Annotated in this window: 19 protein-coding genes and 1 pseudogene; 18 read left to right on the top strand and 2 right to left on the bottom strand. The window is 72.0% G+C overall.

Annotation, left to right across the window (positions count from 1 at the left end):
- Window positions 1-74: 74 nt before the first annotated feature.
- Window positions 75-524 (bottom strand): helix-turn-helix domain-containing protein, encoded by a 450-nt coding sequence (locus tag EAO71_RS03230; protein ID WP_147976240.1) that lies wholly within the window; start codon window positions 522-524, stop codon window positions 75-77.
- Window positions 525-762: 238 nt separating this feature from the next.
- On the opposite strand from EAO71_RS03230, the gene EAO71_RS03225 reads away from it, so the two are divergent.
- The 7 genes from EAO71_RS03225 (at window position 763) to EAO71_RS03195 (ending at window position 4,414) form a co-directional block, all read left to right on the top strand.
- Window positions 763-1,173 (top strand): WhiB family transcriptional regulator, encoded by a 411-nt coding sequence (locus EAO71_RS03225; protein WP_147976239.1) that lies wholly within the window; start codon window positions 763-765, stop codon window positions 1,171-1,173.
- Entirely contained in the window at window positions 1,166-1,933 is a 768-nt protein-coding gene (locus EAO71_RS03220; protein WP_147976238.1) for a hypothetical protein, read from the top strand. Before EAO71_RS03225 ends, EAO71_RS03220 begins: the two co-directional genes overlap by 8 nt.
- Window positions 1,927-2,130 (top strand): MerR family transcriptional regulator, encoded by a 204-nt coding sequence (locus EAO71_RS03215; RefSeq protein WP_147976237.1) that lies wholly within the window; start codon window positions 1,927-1,929, stop codon window positions 2,128-2,130. The genes EAO71_RS03220 and EAO71_RS03215 overlap by 7 nt, the downstream gene beginning before the upstream one ends.
- A gap of 346 nt (window positions 2,131-2,476) precedes the next feature.
- The gene (locus tag EAO71_RS03210; protein ID WP_147976236.1) at window positions 2,477-2,884 is read left to right on the top strand and encodes a hypothetical protein; all 408 of its coding nucleotides are present in this window, start codon (window positions 2,477-2,479) and stop codon (window positions 2,882-2,884) included.
- A 132-nt stretch (window positions 2,885-3,016) separates the two neighbouring features.
- On the top strand, window positions 3,017-3,628 hold the full coding sequence (locus EAO71_RS03205; protein WP_147976235.1) for a phage tail tube protein: 612 nt from the start codon (window positions 3,017-3,019) through the stop codon (window positions 3,626-3,628).
- An 85-nt stretch (window positions 3,629-3,713) separates the two neighbouring features.
- The gene (locus EAO71_RS03200; protein ID WP_147976234.1) at window positions 3,714-4,004 is read left to right on the top strand and encodes a hypothetical protein; all 291 of its coding nucleotides are present in this window, start codon (window positions 3,714-3,716) and stop codon (window positions 4,002-4,004) included.
- 113 nt (window positions 4,005-4,117) lie between these two features.
- Window positions 4,118-4,414, top strand: a complete 297-nt coding sequence (locus EAO71_RS03195) for a hypothetical protein (protein WP_147976233.1) — start codon at window positions 4,118-4,120, stop codon at window positions 4,412-4,414.
- Window positions 4,415-4,449: 35 nt separating this feature from the next.
- Here the strand turns inward: EAO71_RS03195 and EAO71_RS03190 are convergent, their stop codons facing one another.
- Complete coding sequence (locus EAO71_RS03190; protein ID WP_147976232.1) at window positions 4,450-5,295, bottom strand: hypothetical protein; 846 nt, start codon at window positions 5,293-5,295, stop codon at window positions 4,450-4,452.
- A gap of 304 nt (window positions 5,296-5,599) precedes the next feature.
- Between EAO71_RS03190 and EAO71_RS03185 the strand changes: the two genes are divergently transcribed.
- The 11 genes and pseudogenes from EAO71_RS03185 to EAO71_RS37445 all read left to right on the top strand — a co-directional run.
- Window positions 5,600-5,812 carry a hypothetical protein gene (locus EAO71_RS03185; protein ID WP_147976231.1) on the top strand — a complete coding sequence of 71 codons (213 nt, stop codon included), beginning with the start codon at window positions 5,600-5,602 and terminating at the stop codon, window positions 5,810-5,812.
- Window positions 5,813-5,894: 82 nt separating this feature from the next.
- Window positions 5,895-6,710 (top strand): hypothetical protein, encoded by an 816-nt coding sequence (locus tag EAO71_RS03180; RefSeq protein ID WP_147976230.1) that lies wholly within the window; start codon window positions 5,895-5,897, stop codon window positions 6,708-6,710.
- Between the two features lie 28 nt (window positions 6,711-6,738).
- Window positions 6,739-7,941, top strand: a complete 1,203-nt coding sequence (locus EAO71_RS03175) for a phage tail protein (RefSeq protein ID WP_147976229.1) — start codon at window positions 6,739-6,741, stop codon at window positions 7,939-7,941.
- Entirely contained in the window at window positions 7,938-9,191 is a 1,254-nt protein-coding gene (locus EAO71_RS03170) for a phage tail tape measure protein (protein WP_147976228.1), read from the top strand. Before EAO71_RS03175 ends, EAO71_RS03170 begins: the two co-directional genes overlap by 4 nt.
- Before the next feature lie 42 nt (window positions 9,192-9,233).
- Window positions 9,234-10,157: a phage distal tail protein gene (locus tag EAO71_RS03165; protein ID WP_147976227.1), complete on the top strand. Its 924-nt coding sequence runs from the start codon at window positions 9,234-9,236 to the stop codon at window positions 10,155-10,157.
- A gap of 73 nt (window positions 10,158-10,230) precedes the next feature.
- Entirely contained in the window at window positions 10,231-11,418 is a 1,188-nt protein-coding gene (locus EAO71_RS03160; RefSeq protein WP_147976226.1) for a hypothetical protein, read from the top strand.
- 37 nt (window positions 11,419-11,455) lie between these two features.
- On the top strand, window positions 11,456-12,670 hold the full coding sequence (locus tag EAO71_RS03155; RefSeq protein ID WP_147976225.1) for a hypothetical protein: 1,215 nt from the start codon (window positions 11,456-11,458) through the stop codon (window positions 12,668-12,670).
- 52 nt (window positions 12,671-12,722) lie between these two features.
- Window positions 12,723-13,865: a hypothetical protein gene (locus EAO71_RS03150; protein ID WP_147976224.1), complete on the top strand. Its 1,143-nt coding sequence runs from the start codon at window positions 12,723-12,725 to the stop codon at window positions 13,863-13,865.
- Between the two features lie 11 nt (window positions 13,866-13,876).
- Window positions 13,877-14,977, top strand: coding sequence for a hypothetical protein (locus EAO71_RS03145; protein ID WP_147976223.1), 1,101 nt, complete (start codon window positions 13,877-13,879; stop codon window positions 14,975-14,977).
- Window positions 14,977-15,606, top strand: a complete 630-nt coding sequence (locus EAO71_RS03140) for a hypothetical protein (protein ID WP_147976222.1) — start codon at window positions 14,977-14,979, stop codon at window positions 15,604-15,606. Before EAO71_RS03145 ends, EAO71_RS03140 begins: the two co-directional genes overlap by 1 nt.
- Window positions 15,607-15,629: 23 nt before the next feature.
- Window positions 15,630-16,029 (top strand): annotated as a pseudogene (locus tag EAO71_RS37445) (hypothetical protein); the annotation flags it as partial.

The raw sequence follows: 16,029 nt of genomic DNA, 5'->3' as shown, positions 1-16,029 counted from the left end.
GCCGCGGACCGCGCGCCGGACGGGACGTTCCGGGCGGGCCCGGGGGCGGGTGGGGCCCGGCGGCACGGGCGTCGTCAGTCCCGGGCGGCGCGGCGCGGCTCGCCCGGGGCGCGGGTCTCCGTGTCCTCCTCGCCGGGCTCCAGGAACTGGTTGACGACCTTGACGAAGACGCCCATCCGCTCGTCGGGGACCCCGAGCCAGCGCGCGAAGTCCTCCATGGTGGGCTGCCAGTCGTCGGGCGGCAGCAGGTCCTCGGCCAGGGGCAGTTCCTCGGGGGTGACCCGGCCGGACCGGATCAGCATGTCGCGGACGGAGACCCCGAGCAGGGGGGCGATCCGGCGCATCGTCTCCAGGTCGGGCATGCTCTGCCGCTGGAGCAGCCGGGTCACGGCGGCGCGGTGGACGCCGGCCTCGTCGGCGATCCGGGACTTGCCTCCGCCGCGCGGGCTGTCGATGTCGTAGCCGCGCGCTCTCATCAGGCTTTCCACCCAGCCTGCGAATGCGTCGAGCCCTTGAGTGCTCATGTGTACCGCTCCCTTACTCCCCACCCTCCGAGCTCCCACTCTAGCGTGCTTGCGCGCGCAGAATTACGTGCTTTCGGGCACGCAACCGTGTCGAAACGGTGAAGGCTCCTCCTCAACGTTGTTGCGCGCCCGCACGCAACATGTCACTCTCTGAGTCGCCGCCGCACTCGTCGGCCTCACGAGTCCCAGGAGCCCCTTCGGCCCCAGGACTCGGTGGCCCGGACCGTGGAGATGAACCTTGCTCCTGCCCGACCCGACCCCATGGCAGGCCGCCGCCGCGTGCGTCGGCCTCTCCCCGTCCGTCGTCTTCGCCCGCCGCGCCCAGCAGGCCGCCCCGGCGCTGCGCGCCTGCGCCGTCTGCCTCGTCAGCCGCGAGTGCGAGACGGCCGTGGCGCCCGCGGAGAGCTACTTCGACGGCGTCTGCGCGGGCCGCCTGTGGCGCAACGGCCGCCCCGTCGTCGCACGCCGCGGCCGGCACTCCGCCGACACCTCGCGGCGGACCGGCACGGTGGACCTGCCCCGCGCGGTCACCCCGGCCGGTGTGCGCGAGGCCCCGGCCGGCCCACGCGGCGTCACCGGCCCCGGAACGCCCGCCGTCCCCGCGCCCGTCGCCGCGGGCGCCGCACACTCGGGCGGCGTACGTGACTGACAGCCGCCTCCTCGCCGCCGGCCAGGTCGTCCGGGACATCGCGCTCTGGACCGCCGCCCTCGTACGCCAGTTTCCCGAGCTCGCCTCGGAGCTGGCCCCCGGACGCCGCTCCCCCGCCGGGGCCGCGCCCGCCGCGCCGCACCCGGGCCGCGACGAGCTCATCCGCGAGGAGCGGCGCGAGGCGCTGCTCCTCCAGCAGCGGCACGGACTCTCCGTCCCCGGCCACGGCGCCGCCCCGATCCGGCTCCACGTGTCCGACGCGATCCGCGACATCACGGACGGCGTGGTGGAGCTGGAGGAGGCGGTACGCGCCCGGCTGGGCCTCCCCCGCCCCGGCCGCGCCGGGGTCGTGGAGCGGCTGCGGCGGACCGCGGCCCACCTCGACGACATCGCGGCCCACCCCGACCTGGCCCGGCACGTGCGCGACGAGCTGCGCCGGATGGCCCGCCGGTGCGCGCGGACGCTGGGCGACACCGAGACCGTCGTCCGGGTCTCCGGTCGCTGCCCCTGGTGCGACTCGGTGTCGCTGCGGGCGTTCACGGACCGCCGCGCGGTGCTCTGCGTGAACCCGGCCTGCGTCTGCACGGACGAGGTGTGCGGCTGCCAGGACGACCCCGCTTACCGGCACCTGTGGCCGGAGGCGGAGTGGCACGACCTGGCCGAGGCGTCCGGAGCCCGTACGGACGAGATCGAGGCGGCGATGGACACCACCGCCGCCGTGGACACCGTTACCGACCCGACGGAGGAGAGCCCGTGCTGACGTCCCCCGCCCTGCCGGCCCTGATCCCCGGCCCGCTGGCCGCCTCGGAGGCCGGGGTCGCCCCGGCGACGATCCGCAAGTGGGTCCAGCTGGGCCACCTGCGCGCGGCCGGCAAGGCGGGCCGGGCCCAGCTGTTCCGCCTGGAGGACGTCTTCGCCGCGGAACGCCGGGCGAGCCGCCGCCCGCGTACCGCGTAGTCCGCCGCGGAGAAGAGAAGCGCCCCGCGTCCCTCGAGGACGCGGGGCGCTTCGTCGTTGCGGGGACCCGGCCGGGCGTCCGGGGCGGGCCCGGCCCGGCGCGCGCCGGGAGTGCGCGCCCGGCGAGGAAGGGACTGGCCCCGGACGCGTACGAGGCGGGCCTCGTCGGCCCGACGACCGCCCCGCCGCCGCCCTCCCGGACGTCCGTGGCGCACCCGCCGCGAATGGTCCGGCGGACCCGATCCCCGAATTAGTTGCGTGCGCGCACGCTCTCTGTCACAGTTGGTGCAGCGGCGGAGCTGTGCCCGACAACGGGCTCCCGCCATCCCTCCCGAGGAGCACCGTCATGACCACTCCCCCGAGTGCGTTCCCGGACGTCGAGAAGCTGGTCGTCGACGTCCTCAAGGCCGATCCCGCACTGGCCGGCGCCGTCATCGCCGTGAACCCGCCCGCCGGTTTCGACGGCACGCAGAGCGCCGTGCTCGTGAACCGCCGCGGCGGCGCCTGGGTCGGCGACCTGCACGTCGACATGCCGCTGATCGAGTTCGAGGTGTACGGGCCGAGCAAGAACGCCGCCCACACCCTCGCGAACGCCGCCCGGCGCGCACTGCTCGCCACGATCGGCAAGCAGGTCGGCACCAACGTCTTCCAGGACGTCGAGGAGCAGGACGGCCCGCGTTGGCTGCCCGACTACCTCTACCGCGGCGCCAACCGCTACCTGTGCGTCATCCGCCTCTCCCTGAGCGTCTTCTGAGCCCTCACGGCTCCCTGACGGACGCTCACCCACAGACCAGGCCCCGCTCTCCGGCGGGGCCTTTGCCGTACCCGGGCCCGACGCCCGGGAGCGGTGCGCCACCCACCCCTCTCATCAAGGAGAAACCCCACCATGGCAGGAAACAACTCCGCCGAGATCCGCGTCGCAGGCACCGGCAAGCTCTACGTCGCCGACGCCGGGACCTCCGCTCCGGCCACCTTCGGCACCGACTCGGCCGCCGACTGGTCCGGTGCGGGCTGGAAGGACCTCGGCTTCACCTCCGGCGACGGCGTCACGTTCTCGAAGAAGGACAAGCTGGAGGCCATCGACTCGTGGCAGTCGGTCTCCCCGGTCCATTACATCTACTCGAGCCGTGACCTGTCGCTGAAGTTCTCGCTGCTCCAGTTCAACGAGGACACGCTGCCGTTCTTCATGGGCGGCGACGCGGTCAAGGCCGAGCCGACGCCGGCCGTCGACACCTACCGCTACGAGATCGCGGAGCGTCCGTTCGCCGACGTGCGCGCCCTCGGCCTGGAGTTCACGGACGTCAAGGCCGGTGGCACCACCGCCGTCCGGTACCGCTTCATCATCCCGCGGGGCCAGGTCACCGCGACCGACGACATCAAGCTGGCCCGCAAGGCGGCGTCGCAGCTGGGTGTCACCTTCTCCGCCATGTCCAAGGGCGACGGCAAGCCGCTGGCGACCTTCCTCATGAAGGACAGCCAGTACTCCGCGACCGTCTGATCCCTTCCCCCAGGGGCGGGACGGATCCTCCGTCCCGCCCCGCCCCTCTCCTCTTCACTCACTCGAACAAGGAGTACGCCTCACCATGGCCCGTTTCGACGTCAACGCCGCCCGCGCCCAGCGCCTGGAGGCCAGCGGACGCAGCTGGTCCTTCGAGCTGGACGGCCAGAGCTACACCCTGCCCACCGAACTCAGCCGCGCCACCGCCAAGGCGCTGCGCACGCTCGACGACAACGACGTGGACGGCCTGCTCGCGCTCCTGATGGGTGAGAAGCAGTTCAGCCGCTTCGAACAGCACGACATCACCATGCAGGACATCGCCGCCGTCCTGGAGGCCTACGGCAAGGAGACCGGGCTCGGCCTGGGGGAAGGCTGAGCCTCGTCGAGTTCGTCGATGAACACGCCGAGGCCCTCGAAGCGGACCTCCTCCGCTACTACGGCACCGATCTCCTCGACTGGCACCGCGGGGAGCTCTCCAGCCGGCGGGTCATGACGCTGATCAGGCACCTGCCGCACGACAGCGCCGTGCAGCGGGAGCTGCACGGCGAGGCCGCGGAGTGGTCGGTCACCGACCATCTCCTCGCGGCGGCGGTGGACCATCTGGCCGTCTCCAACTGGATGTTCTCGTGCGTCAACTCCGGCGAGGACGACGATCCGCCGGAGCCCCCGAAGCCCGTCCCGCGTCCGGGTGCCCAGGACGAGGACGCGGCGGAACAGGGCGAGGCGTCCGAGCAGGGCGCCGACGAGGCGATCTCGCCCGGCGCCCTCGTCCGGTTCTTCGGCTGACGCCACACCCCCGCGGCCCCCGGAGCCCGGTCCCGTCAGGGACCGGGCTCCGGGGGCGCTTCCTGTGCTCGCTCGGCGGCCAGGTCCTCTTCCAGGGCCCGGGCCCGTTCGGACAGCCGGCGTCCCCTGCCGCGGCCGTCCGGGTCACCGGACTCGGGGCCGCGGCGGTCGGAGGCTGCCCCGCCCGGGGCGGGCGCACCGGCGAGCGGCGGCACGATCGGCCGCCCGCCCTTGCCGCGGACGACCTTGCGCACCGGCTGTGCGGACCGGCGCGTACGGCTCTCCTGCGCGGCCGGCAGGACGTCCTGCTCGATGCCCTGCCCCTGTTCGCGGTGGGGCGTGGAGGACGCCTCGGACCCCGGCACGGGCTCCGGCGCGGATTCGGCGTCCTTCCCGGACCGCGGTGCGGGCACCGTCGGCTGCGCCGGTTCGGACGGCGGCTCGGGCCGCCGCTCGAACAGTTCCCGCTCCCTGCGGACGCGCTCCTCGGCCTGGATCACGGCGGCCGGCGGTTCGAGGAGCCGCGCGAAGGGCAGCGGGATGACCCGGGCGCCGTCTCCGCCGACGTCCGAACGCCGCAGCGGGCGCCGGATTCCACGCGCGTCACTCTGACCCTGTGCGTAGGCGTCGGCGACGCGCTTCTCGTACTCCCTGCGGATGCGTGGCAGTTCGTCCGACACGGCCTCGGCCCAGCCGGAGGTGAAGGCGGCCGTCTCCCGCCGGTCGACCTCGGACCGGGGAAGCACCACCAGCTCCTCGGGGGCGAATCCGGCGACGTGGACGAGCTCGGAGATCCGTGCGAAGAGATGGGGCAGGTCGGGATGGGTTTCCAGCCAGTCGACCATCTGCTCCCGGCGACTGCCGCCCGGCTCCCTGCTCATCGCAAGCACTGCCTTCCAAGCCCCCTGAGGTCCCCTCGCGCCCCACGCGCACCTCACGCCCCGTGGTGGTCCGGTCCAGGAACGCCCATTCAGCGTACCCGGTCGAACACACGCACCCGATCCGGCACCAACCCGCATCAGGTAAACGGCACAAGACACACCGTCAGACGTTTCCCGCTCGACAAACACCGAACAGGTGTTCCATAGTTCTATTCGCACAGTAGTTCGAACATGTGGTGCCCCCGCTCCTCACTCCGCGGCGCCGCCACGCACGCACGGGCAAGCAATCGGAAGGCAGGCGTCCATGACTCAGCAGGCCGAGGCATCGCGACCGCAGACACCGCTCCACGACTGCCTCCGCCGGCTCCTCGACGGGCCCGTCGCCCTCGACAAGAGAGCGTTGCTCGGCACGTTGTACGCCGAGGTCACCCGCCGCGAGACCCTCGCGTACACGGCGGGCTGGAACGACGCCCTCGGCTCGGCGCGACGCGCGTCCCGCCGGGACGGCGACGCCTGACCCAGCCGCACGAGAAAGCCCCTGCCGGAACCGGCAGGGGCTTTCTCGGCTTGCCCTCCCCACCACACCAGCGGAGGAAGACATGGCAGGAGCCACACCCTCGTCGGGCGGCCAGCCCCCGGCCGACGGCGGGAACCCGGAGGAGCCGAAACCCGAGTGGGAACAGACGATGGAGGACCTGAACCTCGGCATCGTCCCCAAGTTGTACAACCTGTTCACCGAGGGCGGCTGGGTCGCGCTCGCGACGGCGGGCGCCGTCGCCGCGGGCGGCGCGCTCGTGCTGATGGTGCAGGAGTCCGCCAAGATCGCGGCCAGGAACATCACGCGCCAGGCGCTCAGCTTCGTGACCCCGCGGGGCGAGAACGGCGAGCGCATGACCTATCAGCGCGACCCCGCGAGCGACTACGGCCGCCCGCAGCGCAGGCCCATCGCGGACGTCATGCGAGAAGAACGCGACGCACGCATCGAGGCCGCGGGCCGCACCCCGGCCGGCGGTGGTGCGGGCGACGGCGGCGGTGCCGGCGCGAACCACCCCAGCCCGGAGACGCTGGAGACCCTCCGGTCCAAGCTCGCCGAGGTCAACCCGAAGCTCGACGTGTTCAACAGGGAGATCCGCAAGGTTCCCAAGGCGCGGGAGCTCACCAAGACCGCGTCCGCCGTCGAGAAGGTCAACACGGCCATCGCCGCCTCCGACGCCCCGCAGATCACCGCCGTCGCCAAGGCGACCGGCAAGCTCGCGAGCGCCCAGCGGCACTTCGACCCGAGGAAGCTCCCCAAGGCCAGGAGCCTGTCGTCCGCCGCCCAGGCCGCCGAGCGGCTCGCCAGGGCGGGCGGGGACGTGGCCCAGGCCTTCAACACCCTCAAGCTCAGGGCCCGGGAAGCCGCCGCGGAGATCTGACCCACCCCACCACGAAAGGAGGTGACCCATGTCTCTCACCAGCTCCATCAAGAAGGCGTCCGACTCCCTGCGCAATCTCAAGACGCAGGCGTCCGGTGCCGCGACCTCGGTCAAGAAGGTCGGGGACGCCGGCAACTCGGCGTCCGGTCAGCTCAAGAACCTCAAGAGCAACGCCCAGGGCTCCAGCACCCAGCTCAAGAGCCTGAAGACCGCCTCGGACCAGGCCGAGAAGTCCATGACGAAGGCCGGTCAGACCGGCCAGACCGCCGGCGGCAAGCTCGGCAGGTTCGAGTCCGGCGCCGGCAAGGCGGCCAAGGGCCAGGACAAGCTCAACAAGTCCATGAAGGGCAACTTCCTCGCCCGTCTGCTCGAACTCTTCATGCCGCTCATCGAGAAGATCGTCGAGATGGCGATGCGCTCGAAGACCATGCAGACGGTCATGAAGAAGGCGTTCAGCGCCATCAAGACCGTGATCAGCTCGGTCATGAAGGCCATCGGCCCGATCATGAAGAAGGCCGGCGACCTGATCAAGACGGTCTGGAACGGCATCAAGAAGGCCGTCACCACCGTCGTCAAGGCCGTCGCCACCGTCATCAAGACCTACGTGAAGATCTGGAAGACGGTCATCACCACGGTCATGAACGCGATCAAGACGGTCGTCAGGACCGCCTGGAACGGCATCAAGGCCGTGATCACCCCGGTGGTCAACTGGATCAAGACGACGATCCCGAACGCCTTCAGGGCCGTGAAGGACAAGATGTCGAGCATCTGGAACGGCCTCAAGGACATCGCGTCCCGGGCGTTCAACGGCATCAAGAGCGGGGTGTCCGGCCCGATCAACGCCGTGATCGGCCTGATCAACCGCATGATCGGCAGCCTGAACCGGGTCAAGGTCAGCGTCCCCGGCTGGGTGCCGATCGTCGGCGGCAAGACCTTCGGCGTCAACATCCCGACCATCCCCATGCTCGCCACCGGCGGTGTCGTCATGCCCCGCCACGGCGGTGTCCCGGCGATCCTCGCCGAGGCCGGCGAGGCCGAGGCCGTCCTCCCGCTCTCCAAGCTGGACCGGCTGCTCGCCGTCACGGCGCGGCGCGCCCGCATGGCGCAGAGCCTGCAGAGCGGCGGCGGCGCCGGGACCGGACTGCACATCGAGCACTACCACGCGGCCCGCAACAGCGATCCGCAGAGCACCGCGGACGCGCTCATGTACCTGGCGAAGGCACGCGGATGAGCGCCGTCGCAGCCATGCCGAACCCGTTCCAGGGTGTCGCTCCGGTGATGACCTCCCTGCGGCGGGGTCTCGGACAGGCGGGCGACTCACTGCGGGGAATCAAGCAGGGCGCCCAGCGGGCCGCGGGCGGCATGGACCGGTTCGCCGCCGGTCTCCGCGACGCCGGCACCTCCGTACGCACCATCGGCGGCAACGCCTCCGGCGCCTCGACGTCCCTCGGCCGGATGCGCCGGTCCCAGGGACCCGCCGGCGTCCGGCGGTTCGGCACCGCCGCGGGCAGGACGCGGACGGCCGCCGGCAGGCTCGGCGCCGGCGTCGGCGCCCTGCTCGCGATCCTGGGACCCCTGTTGCCCGTCACCGACGTCATCACCCGGCTGATGGACACCTTCGGCACCGTCATGACCGTCGCCTCGATCGCGATGACCGCCGTCAACGTCGCCATGCGGGCCAACCCGCTCGGCTTCCTCGTCGGCATCGTCGTGCCCGTCGCCGCGTACCTCATCGAGCTCGCGGTGAACTCCGAGACCGGACAGCGGATCATCAAGCAGGCCTTCCAGCAGGCCCTCAAGGGCTTTCAGTCGGTCTGGAAGTTCCTCCAGCCGATCATGACGCTCCTCGGCAAGGCCGTCGGGACCTACTTCAAGGCGTACCTGACCCTGTTCACCACCGCCCTGAAGGTCATCGGCTCCGGCATCGGCGGGATCTCGAAGGTCGGCTCGTCGGTCTCGTCCGCGTCCCAGGCGCTGCGCGGGATCGCCTCCGGCGCCATGAGCGGCATCAAGGACGCCGTCAAACCGGTCCTGTCCTTCATCACGGACAGGATCCCCGGCTTCTTCCGTACCGCGAAGGACGCCGTCGGCGGCGCCCTGCGCGGGATCGGCGACCTGGTCAAGGGTGCGCTCAGCGCCGTCGTCGGCGTCGTCAAGGGACCCATCAACGGCCTGATCGCCTTCGCCAACTGGATCATCGACGGACTCGACAAGCTGAGCTTCAAGGTCCCCCTCACCGACAAGAAGTTCGGCGTCGACCTCGACAAGATCCCGATGCTCGCCGACGGCGGTGTCGTCTTCCCCGGCGGCGCGGACGCCTACCGCATCGATCCCCTCTCCGCGCTGGACAACCGCCGCGTCCCGGCCCTGACCGAGGCGCCACGACCGCCGCACCGCATCCGGGACTTCCACGAGGAGCCCGGCGGCGGCCCCCGGTCGACCGCGGAGGACCTGCTCTTCCTCGCGACGGCGCGCGCCTGAGCCGTCCGCCCTGGCCCCCTTCAGAAACGAGGTGACGGCCCCATGGCCGAGACCACGACCGCCTACGCCGGAAACAGCTACACCGCCGACCTCGCGCCCGGCTCGCTCATCACCCAGGACGGGCAGATGCAGTGGGCCGGGCTTCTCATCGGCCCCGGCACCCCCTTCTCCGTCGACCGTTCCGGACTGACCGGCTGGGAGGACCTGCCCGAGTACGACTCCTCCGACGCCGACCGCCCCACCTCGCACGGCGCCTGGCCCGGCTCCCGCTACGCCAAGCCGCGCAAGATCGGCGGCACCATCGTGCTGATGCCGGAGTGGAACGGCGCCACCGAGGCCATCCGCGCCCTGCGGCAGTCGCTCGCCCTGCTCGACGAGGAGCGCTGGCTCACCGTCCGGCTGCACGGCGAACTGCTCGCCGTGCGCGCCCGGATCGCCCAGCGCGTGGTCCCCGCCGACCAGGGCTTCGCCACGCAGGGCAGCTCGAAGATGTCGATCCAGTGGCTCGCGGCCGACCCGCGCCGCTACGCCGTGAACGAGCAGGCCGCCGTCACGACCGCGCCGCAGCCTGAGTCCGGCCTCACCTGGCCGCTGGTCTGGCCGCTCAACTGGGGCCAGGCCAAGTCCACCGGCGACGCCGTGGCCGAGAACACCGGCTCCGCGCCGACCCACCCGGTGATCGCCTTCCGCGGCCCCTGCTCCATGCCCACCGTCACCGAGCGCGTCAGCAAGCGCCGGCTGCGGTACGCGATCGACCTGGCCGCCGGCGACGAGCTCGTCGTCGACACCGCGGCCGGCACGGTCACCCTCAACAACACCGCGTCCCGCCGCCACACCGCGATGGCCGACTCCAGCCCCGAGGAGCTGTTCCTCCTCGAACCGGGCCGGACGGAGCTGGCCTTCCGGCCCGACACCGCCACGCCGGACGCCCTGATGACGATCCGCTGGCGCAGCGCCGAGTGGTGACCCGGGGGCCCCGCCCCGCGGTCCGCCGCGCCGCACGTCCCCGAAAGCCCCTCCCGATCCCCAGAGGTGAACCATGACCGTACGCGCCGCGTGGCTCCAGCCCACGGGCCAGACCCGCGAGGACACCCGGATCGCCCTGTCCGTGCTGCTCACGCCCAACGGGCAGAGCCCGTCGGAGACTCCGCTGCGCTCCCGCCCCGGCATCGTCCCCGGCGGGCTCGTGCTGACCGGGACCTCCCCGATGCAGTGCTCGATCGGCACCGGCCGGGCCGTCGTCCAGGGCGGCGACACCGCCCAGGGCGCGTACATGGTCGCGGTGACCGCACCGGAGACGCTGACCATCGCCGACGGCGACGCGCAGAACGCCCGGATCGACCTCGTCGAACTGGCCGTCCTGGACGACGCCTACGACCGCACCGGCGCCACCGAAGCGGTGATCCGGCTGGTCAAGGGCGCTCCCTCGGCCAACCCGGTCGCCCCCGACTCGGGCCCCGGCAGCGCCTTCCCGCTCTACACCGTCACGGTGCCGGCCGGCACGTCGGCCGGCACCGGCGGCATCGCCTGGAACACCGCCGTCACCACCCTGCACTACCCGATGACGGCGCTCGGCGGGATCATGCCGACCAGCGGCTTCAAGGGCGCCTACGCCGGCCAGTACCGCGACGTCGCCGGCCTGCTCCAGCGCTGGGACGGCACGACCTGGGTCTCCTACCCGAAGCCGATCGGCGGCATCGCCCCGCACGGCACCATGACGACCGGCGCCTACGCCGGCCAGTACCGCGACAACGCCGGCATCCTCCAGCGCTGGGACGGCACGGCCTGGCAGTACGCCGAGGGCAAGGCGACGATCCTCTTCAGCGCCTCCCAGACCGCCATGCAGAGCATCCCGGTCGGCGACTGGACGACCGTCACCCTCCAGGGCGTCGACATCGACGACTCCGGGGGCTGGAGCGGCGGCAACACCTACACCGTGCCCCGCACCGGCTGGTGGCGGGTCTCCGGGCACGTCTGCTGGTCGGGCGACTCCGCGAACAACATGCGCGGCGCCCGCATCGTCGCCGGTGGTGTCGGCGTCCCCCGGATGACCTGGCTCACCCCCGCGGGCGGCGGCGCCGTCGTCGTCGGCGGCCAGGGCCTCATCAAGCTCACCGCGGGCAGCACCCTGCAGCTGGCCGCCTTCCAGAACCACACGGCGGCGGTCCGCACCCTCGGCGGCTCCGGCTACTACAGCAACCTCTCCGCCCAGTGGATCCGGTCCTGACCCCGCCCCCGCCGCACCTTCCCGATTGGAGAACCCCATGAACCTGCGCAGCAGCTGGGTCGCCGAGACCGGCCAGACCCGCGAGGACACCCGTCTCACCCAGATCGGTGCGACCAACGCGCTCAACCCCGTCCAGGTACGCTCCGGCATCCTGCCGGGCTCCTACGACGGCAAGTACCGGCTGTCCGGCTTCTGGATGACCGGCTCCTCCGCCATGTCGGCGATCGTCTCCGAGGGCCGGGCGGTCGTCCAGGGCGAGATCTCCCAGGGCGCCTACCCGGTGACCCTGCCGGCCTCGGAGGTCGTCACCTTCTCCCCGGGCAACGCCCAGTACGGCCGGGTCGACCTGGTCGTCCTGCGGATCTACGACAAGCTCTACGAGGGCAACACCCGCAACGAGGCCGTCGTCGAGATCATCGAGGGCGTGCCGGAGCAGACCCCGAAGGCCCTGCCCGCCCCGGCGCGCAGCCTCCCGCTGTACGAGGTCACCGTGCCGGCCGGCGCCAGCGCGGGCAACGGCGGCATCCCGTGGGCCACCTCGCTCAAGGACCTGCGCACCGCCGTGGTCTCCGCGGGCGGCATCCTGCCCGTCGAGGGCCCCGTCGCCCCGGGCGCCTACCCGGGCCAGTACCAGGACACCGGCAGCGCGATCCAGCGCTGGGACGGCGGCGCCTGGATCTCCTACCCCTCCGCGATCGGCGGCATCGTCCCGAACTCCGCCTCCTCCACTCCGGCCAGCTACACCGGCCAGTACCGGGACGGCACGGGCGGGCAGCTCCAGCGCTGGAACGGCGCGGCGTGGGCGGCCGCCTACCCGGGGCCGTACTTCAACGACTCGCTGGACGGCGGCTACACCACGTCCACGACGTACGTGAACACGCTGATCGACCGGGCCGACAACCCGCTGAGCGTGACCTTCACCGCGCCGCCGTCGCGGGCCGCGATCCTCACCTTCGGGTCCCGGATGGAACTCTCCCTGGCCACCGGCACCACGGGCATCGCGAGTTCCGCCTTCATGAGCGTGCGCGTCACCCAGGGCGCCACCGTCGTCCGGGAGCCGGACGACGAACTGGCCGCGGTGGCCTCCAAGTCGGCCGATCCGACGGACGCCTACTCGGTCGCGACGACGCAGCGCCTGCACAGCCTGACGGCCGGCGCCACCTACACCGTCACCGCGTACTACCGGAGCACGAACACCAACGTGCGGGCCTGGTTCGACAACACCTTCCTCCAGATCACCCCGCAGTACTGAGCCGCGCGCCGTCCGGCAGCCGCCCGACCGCCCCGTCCCACAGGAGATCCCCATGCCCGTACGCTCCGGCTGGCTGATGCCCACCGGCCAGACCCGTCAGAACACCCGCATCACCTCGATCGGCGCCACCACCCCCGCCAATCCGCTCGGCGTCCGCTCCGGCGTCCTGCCCGGCACGTACGACGGCAAGTTCCGCGTCGGCGGACTGTGGATGAGCGGCACCGCCCCGATGACGGCCACCGTCTACCACGGCCGGGCCGTCATCCAGGGCGCCACCACCGACGGCGCGTACCCGGTCGCCCTCGACGAGGACATCACCCTCACCTTCGGCGACGGCGACCCGCTCAACCCGCGCATCGACCTGGTCGTCGTCCGCGTCTACGACAGTGACGTCGACGTCAACGCCCTCGGCAGGTACGAGGCCGTCGTCGAGATCGTCAAGGGCGCGGCGGCGGCCAACCCGGTGGCCCCGAACGCCCCCGCCCGCTCGCTCGTCCTCTTCTCGGTCAAGGTCAGGGCCGGGGCGTCCGCCGGCACGGGCGGCATCGACTGGGCGAACGCCGTCACCGACCTGCGCACCACGATCGTCTCCGCCGGCGGCATCCTGCCCGTCTACAACAACGCGGGCGTCGCCGGCTCCTACCCCGGCCAGTACCAGGACAACGACAACGCCCACTTCCTGCAGCGCTGGGACGGCACCGCCTGGGTCGCCTACCCGAAGGAGATCGGCGGCATCGCCCCCACGGGCACCGTGTCCGCCGGCAGCTACGCCGGCCAGTACCGCGACAACTCCGGCACGCTCCAGCGCTGGAACGGCACCTCGTGGGTGAACCACCAGCCGCCGGTCGAGGTCGAGACCACCACCAGCGGCGCGACCGCGCTCGCCAACTGGGGCATGGTGTCGTTCGCCGGCCGCAGGACCAAGGGCGGGCTGTGCAGCATCACGGTCACCGTCACCCGCACCGGAGCCCAGGTCAACGCCGACAGCGCCGGCAACATCGCCGACGAACCGCTGTGCACCCTCCCCGCCGGCTGGCGGCCGGGCATGGACTTCGAGGCATCGGCCTGCGACGGCTACGGCGACGGCGGCGCCAACATCTACACCAACGGCCAGGTCAACCTGCGCACCTGGTCCTCCAACGGCGCCCTGGCCGCCGGGCGGAACATCCGCGTCTCCGCGACCTACGTCCTGTAAGGGGGTCCGCCATGGCCATCGACACGCCCTACCGGGCGATCTTCTGCGACCTCATCACCGACCAGACCCTCGACATCCTGCCGCTGCGGGACGTCCAGTTCGACGACTACATCGGCAAGGCCGGCTCCCTGTCCGGCACCATCCCCATCCCGAACCGGGCCATCGCCGACCGGGTACGCCAGATCCAGGAGGGCCGCACCGCGGTCTACCTGGAGCGCGGCGGCGACCTGTGGTGGGGCGGCATCGTCTGGACCAGCACCCTGCAGTCCACCGACCGCGGCGTGCTGACCCTCTCCGTCCAGGCGGCGACGTTCGACTCGTACGCGGCACGCCGCCGGATCCGTACGGAGATCAAGTACACCGAGCCGACCGACCAGCTGGACATCGCGCGCCGGCTGTGGACCGAGCTCCAGACCGGGGCGCGCTGCTTCAAGGTCACCGTCGGGGAGGAGACCTCCGACGTCCAGCGGACGGTCACCTGGCGCCTCGGCGACGAGACCGTGTACCTGGAGGCGCTGGACCAGCTCGCCGCGATGGAGGACGGCTTCGAGCACCAGATCCTGGTCTACCGCGACCCGGTCAGCGGCGAACGGATCCGGCAGCTCCGCCTCGGGGCCCCCAAGATCCGTACCGGCGCCACCGACCTGCTCTTCGACCGGCCCGGCGTGATCCTCGCGTACTCCTTCCCGCGCGACGCGACCCGCGGCGGCACCACCGCCCTGGCCCGCGGCGCGTCCACCAACTCCAACGCGGCGGCCGAGTCCCGGCCGCTGTTCTCCACCGAGCAGGTCGACACGGCCCTGCTCGCCGACGGCTGGCCGCTGATCGACCTGTCCTCGGACCACAACGAGATCAGCGACCAGCTCACCCTGGACTCGCTGGCCGCCGCCGAACTCGCCCAGGCACGCGGCGCCGTCGTCATCCCCGAGGTCAGCATCCACCTCGGCGGCATCGTCCCGCCCGCCCTGCTCGGGCGGGTCGCCCGCATCCGCATCACCGACGAATGGCACCCCACGGGCCTCGACGCACGCTTCCGCATCATCGGCGTCAAGGTCCGGCCCCCGGAGCGGGGCCGCCCCGACACCGCCGAGCTCTACCTCGAGGAGGCCTGATGCCCCAGCTGCCCGAGGACATCATCGACCGGCTCAACCAGATGGAGCGCCGGATCAAGGCGCTGTCCACCGCCGTCAACACCCGCCCCGCCCTCAACGAGGTCGCCAACGGCCAGCTGACGGTGAAGCGGACCAACGCCGACGGCTCCACGGCCGCCGTCCTGCAGATGGGCGGCAGCTCGCCGACCGCCACCCGGCCCGTCATCCGGATCTTCGACGGCTACAACCACGAGATCTTCGCGGACGACATCCTGACCGGCGGACTCGCCCGGCCCTGGCTCCAGCTGCTCCCCCCGGTGGACCTCAACTCGGCCCGCTGGCCGTCCACCAGCAGCACCACCTTCACCGCCGTCGCCCAGTCCTTCAACCCCGTCTGGCAGCCGAAGATGCGCCTGTCGATGTACACGAAGGCGTCCAGCGGGGCGACCGGCCAGGTGAAGGTGCTCGTCGACGGCCAGCAGTTCGGCCCCACGGTCACCGCCGGCACCACCTTCGACTACACCGGCCTGCTGCCCGTGGACATGCCGACCAAGTTCGGCAAGGTCATGACCATCGAGGTCCACGCCCTGGCCAGCAGCGGCGGGACGGTCTACGCCCAGCCCGTCCTGATGTACGGCACCCAGACCTGATCCGCCCACCGAGGAGCACACCCATGAACATCGACCCCACCCAGCCGTGGGGCGTGGCCATCGACTACGCGGGCCGCGCCACCGTCACCGAGGACGGCCACGCCCTCGACGTCCGCGTCTACGACAACACCCTCGGCGGCTCCCTGGAGCGCGACCCGATGACCGGCGAGTACCCGTCGGTGTACGTCAGCGCCCAGGTCACCGAGTCCGACGGCCCGGACACCACGCTGCGCGGCGCCGGACTGGTCGTGGTCAACGCCCAGGGCGGCGTGCCGGCGGTGACCGTGGGGCCGAACTGCTGGCCGTCGACGAGCACCTTCACCTGGCCGGTCGCCCCGCTGGACGCCTTCGTGTACATCGACAGGCGCATCTTCGGCTGCCAGACGGGGTTGAAGGACTGGGCGACGGCGGTGAAGGTGGTGC

Origin of the sequence: Streptomyces sp. MS191 (assembly GCF_008042125.1) — a bacterium.
GTDB lineage: Bacteria > Actinomycetota > Actinomycetes > Streptomycetales > Streptomycetaceae > Streptomyces.
The sequence above is the reverse complement of the archived record's forward strand: the minus strand, read 5'-3'. Positions and strand labels throughout refer to the sequence as shown.

Excerpts from the sequence above, each read along its gene's own strand:
- EAO71_RS03195 (WP_147976233.1), top strand. The coding sequence starts at position 4,118 with ATGACGCTGATCAGGCACCTGCCGCACGACAGCGCCGTGCAGCGGGAG.
- EAO71_RS03145 (WP_147976223.1), top strand. The coding sequence starts at position 13,877 with ATGGCCATCGACACGCCCTACCGGGCGATCTTCTGCGACCTCATCACC.
- EAO71_RS03165 (WP_147976227.1), top strand. The coding sequence starts at position 9,234 with ATGGCCGAGACCACGACCGCCTACGCCGGAAACAGCTACACCGCCGAC.
- EAO71_RS03230 (WP_147976240.1), bottom strand. The coding sequence starts at position 524 with ATGAGCACTCAAGGGCTCGACGCATTCGCAGGCTGGGTGGAAAGCCTG.
- EAO71_RS03200 (WP_147976234.1), top strand. The coding sequence starts at position 3,714 with ATGGCCCGTTTCGACGTCAACGCCGCCCGCGCCCAGCGCCTGGAGGCC.
- EAO71_RS03210 (WP_147976236.1), top strand. The coding sequence starts at position 2,477 with ATGACCACTCCCCCGAGTGCGTTCCCGGACGTCGAGAAGCTGGTCGTC.
- EAO71_RS03190 (WP_147976232.1), bottom strand. The coding sequence starts at position 5,295 with ATGAGCAGGGAGCCGGGCGGCAGTCGCCGGGAGCAGATGGTCGACTGG.
- EAO71_RS03180 (WP_147976230.1), top strand. The coding sequence starts at position 5,895 with ATGGCAGGAGCCACACCCTCGTCGGGCGGCCAGCCCCCGGCCGACGGC.
- EAO71_RS03155 (WP_147976225.1), top strand. The coding sequence starts at position 11,456 with ATGAACCTGCGCAGCAGCTGGGTCGCCGAGACCGGCCAGACCCGCGAG.
- EAO71_RS03150 (WP_147976224.1), top strand. The coding sequence starts at position 12,723 with ATGCCCGTACGCTCCGGCTGGCTGATGCCCACCGGCCAGACCCGTCAG.
- EAO71_RS03185 (WP_147976231.1), top strand. The coding sequence starts at position 5,600 with ATGACTCAGCAGGCCGAGGCATCGCGACCGCAGACACCGCTCCACGAC.
- EAO71_RS03205 (WP_147976235.1), top strand. The coding sequence starts at position 3,017 with ATGGCAGGAAACAACTCCGCCGAGATCCGCGTCGCAGGCACCGGCAAG.
- EAO71_RS03170 (WP_147976228.1), top strand. The coding sequence starts at position 7,938 with ATGAGCGCCGTCGCAGCCATGCCGAACCCGTTCCAGGGTGTCGCTCCG.
- EAO71_RS03140 (WP_147976222.1), top strand. The coding sequence starts at position 14,977 with ATGCCCCAGCTGCCCGAGGACATCATCGACCGGCTCAACCAGATGGAG.
- EAO71_RS03175 (WP_147976229.1), top strand. The coding sequence starts at position 6,739 with ATGTCTCTCACCAGCTCCATCAAGAAGGCGTCCGACTCCCTGCGCAAT.
- EAO71_RS03160 (WP_147976226.1), top strand. The coding sequence starts at position 10,231 with ATGACCGTACGCGCCGCGTGGCTCCAGCCCACGGGCCAGACCCGCGAG.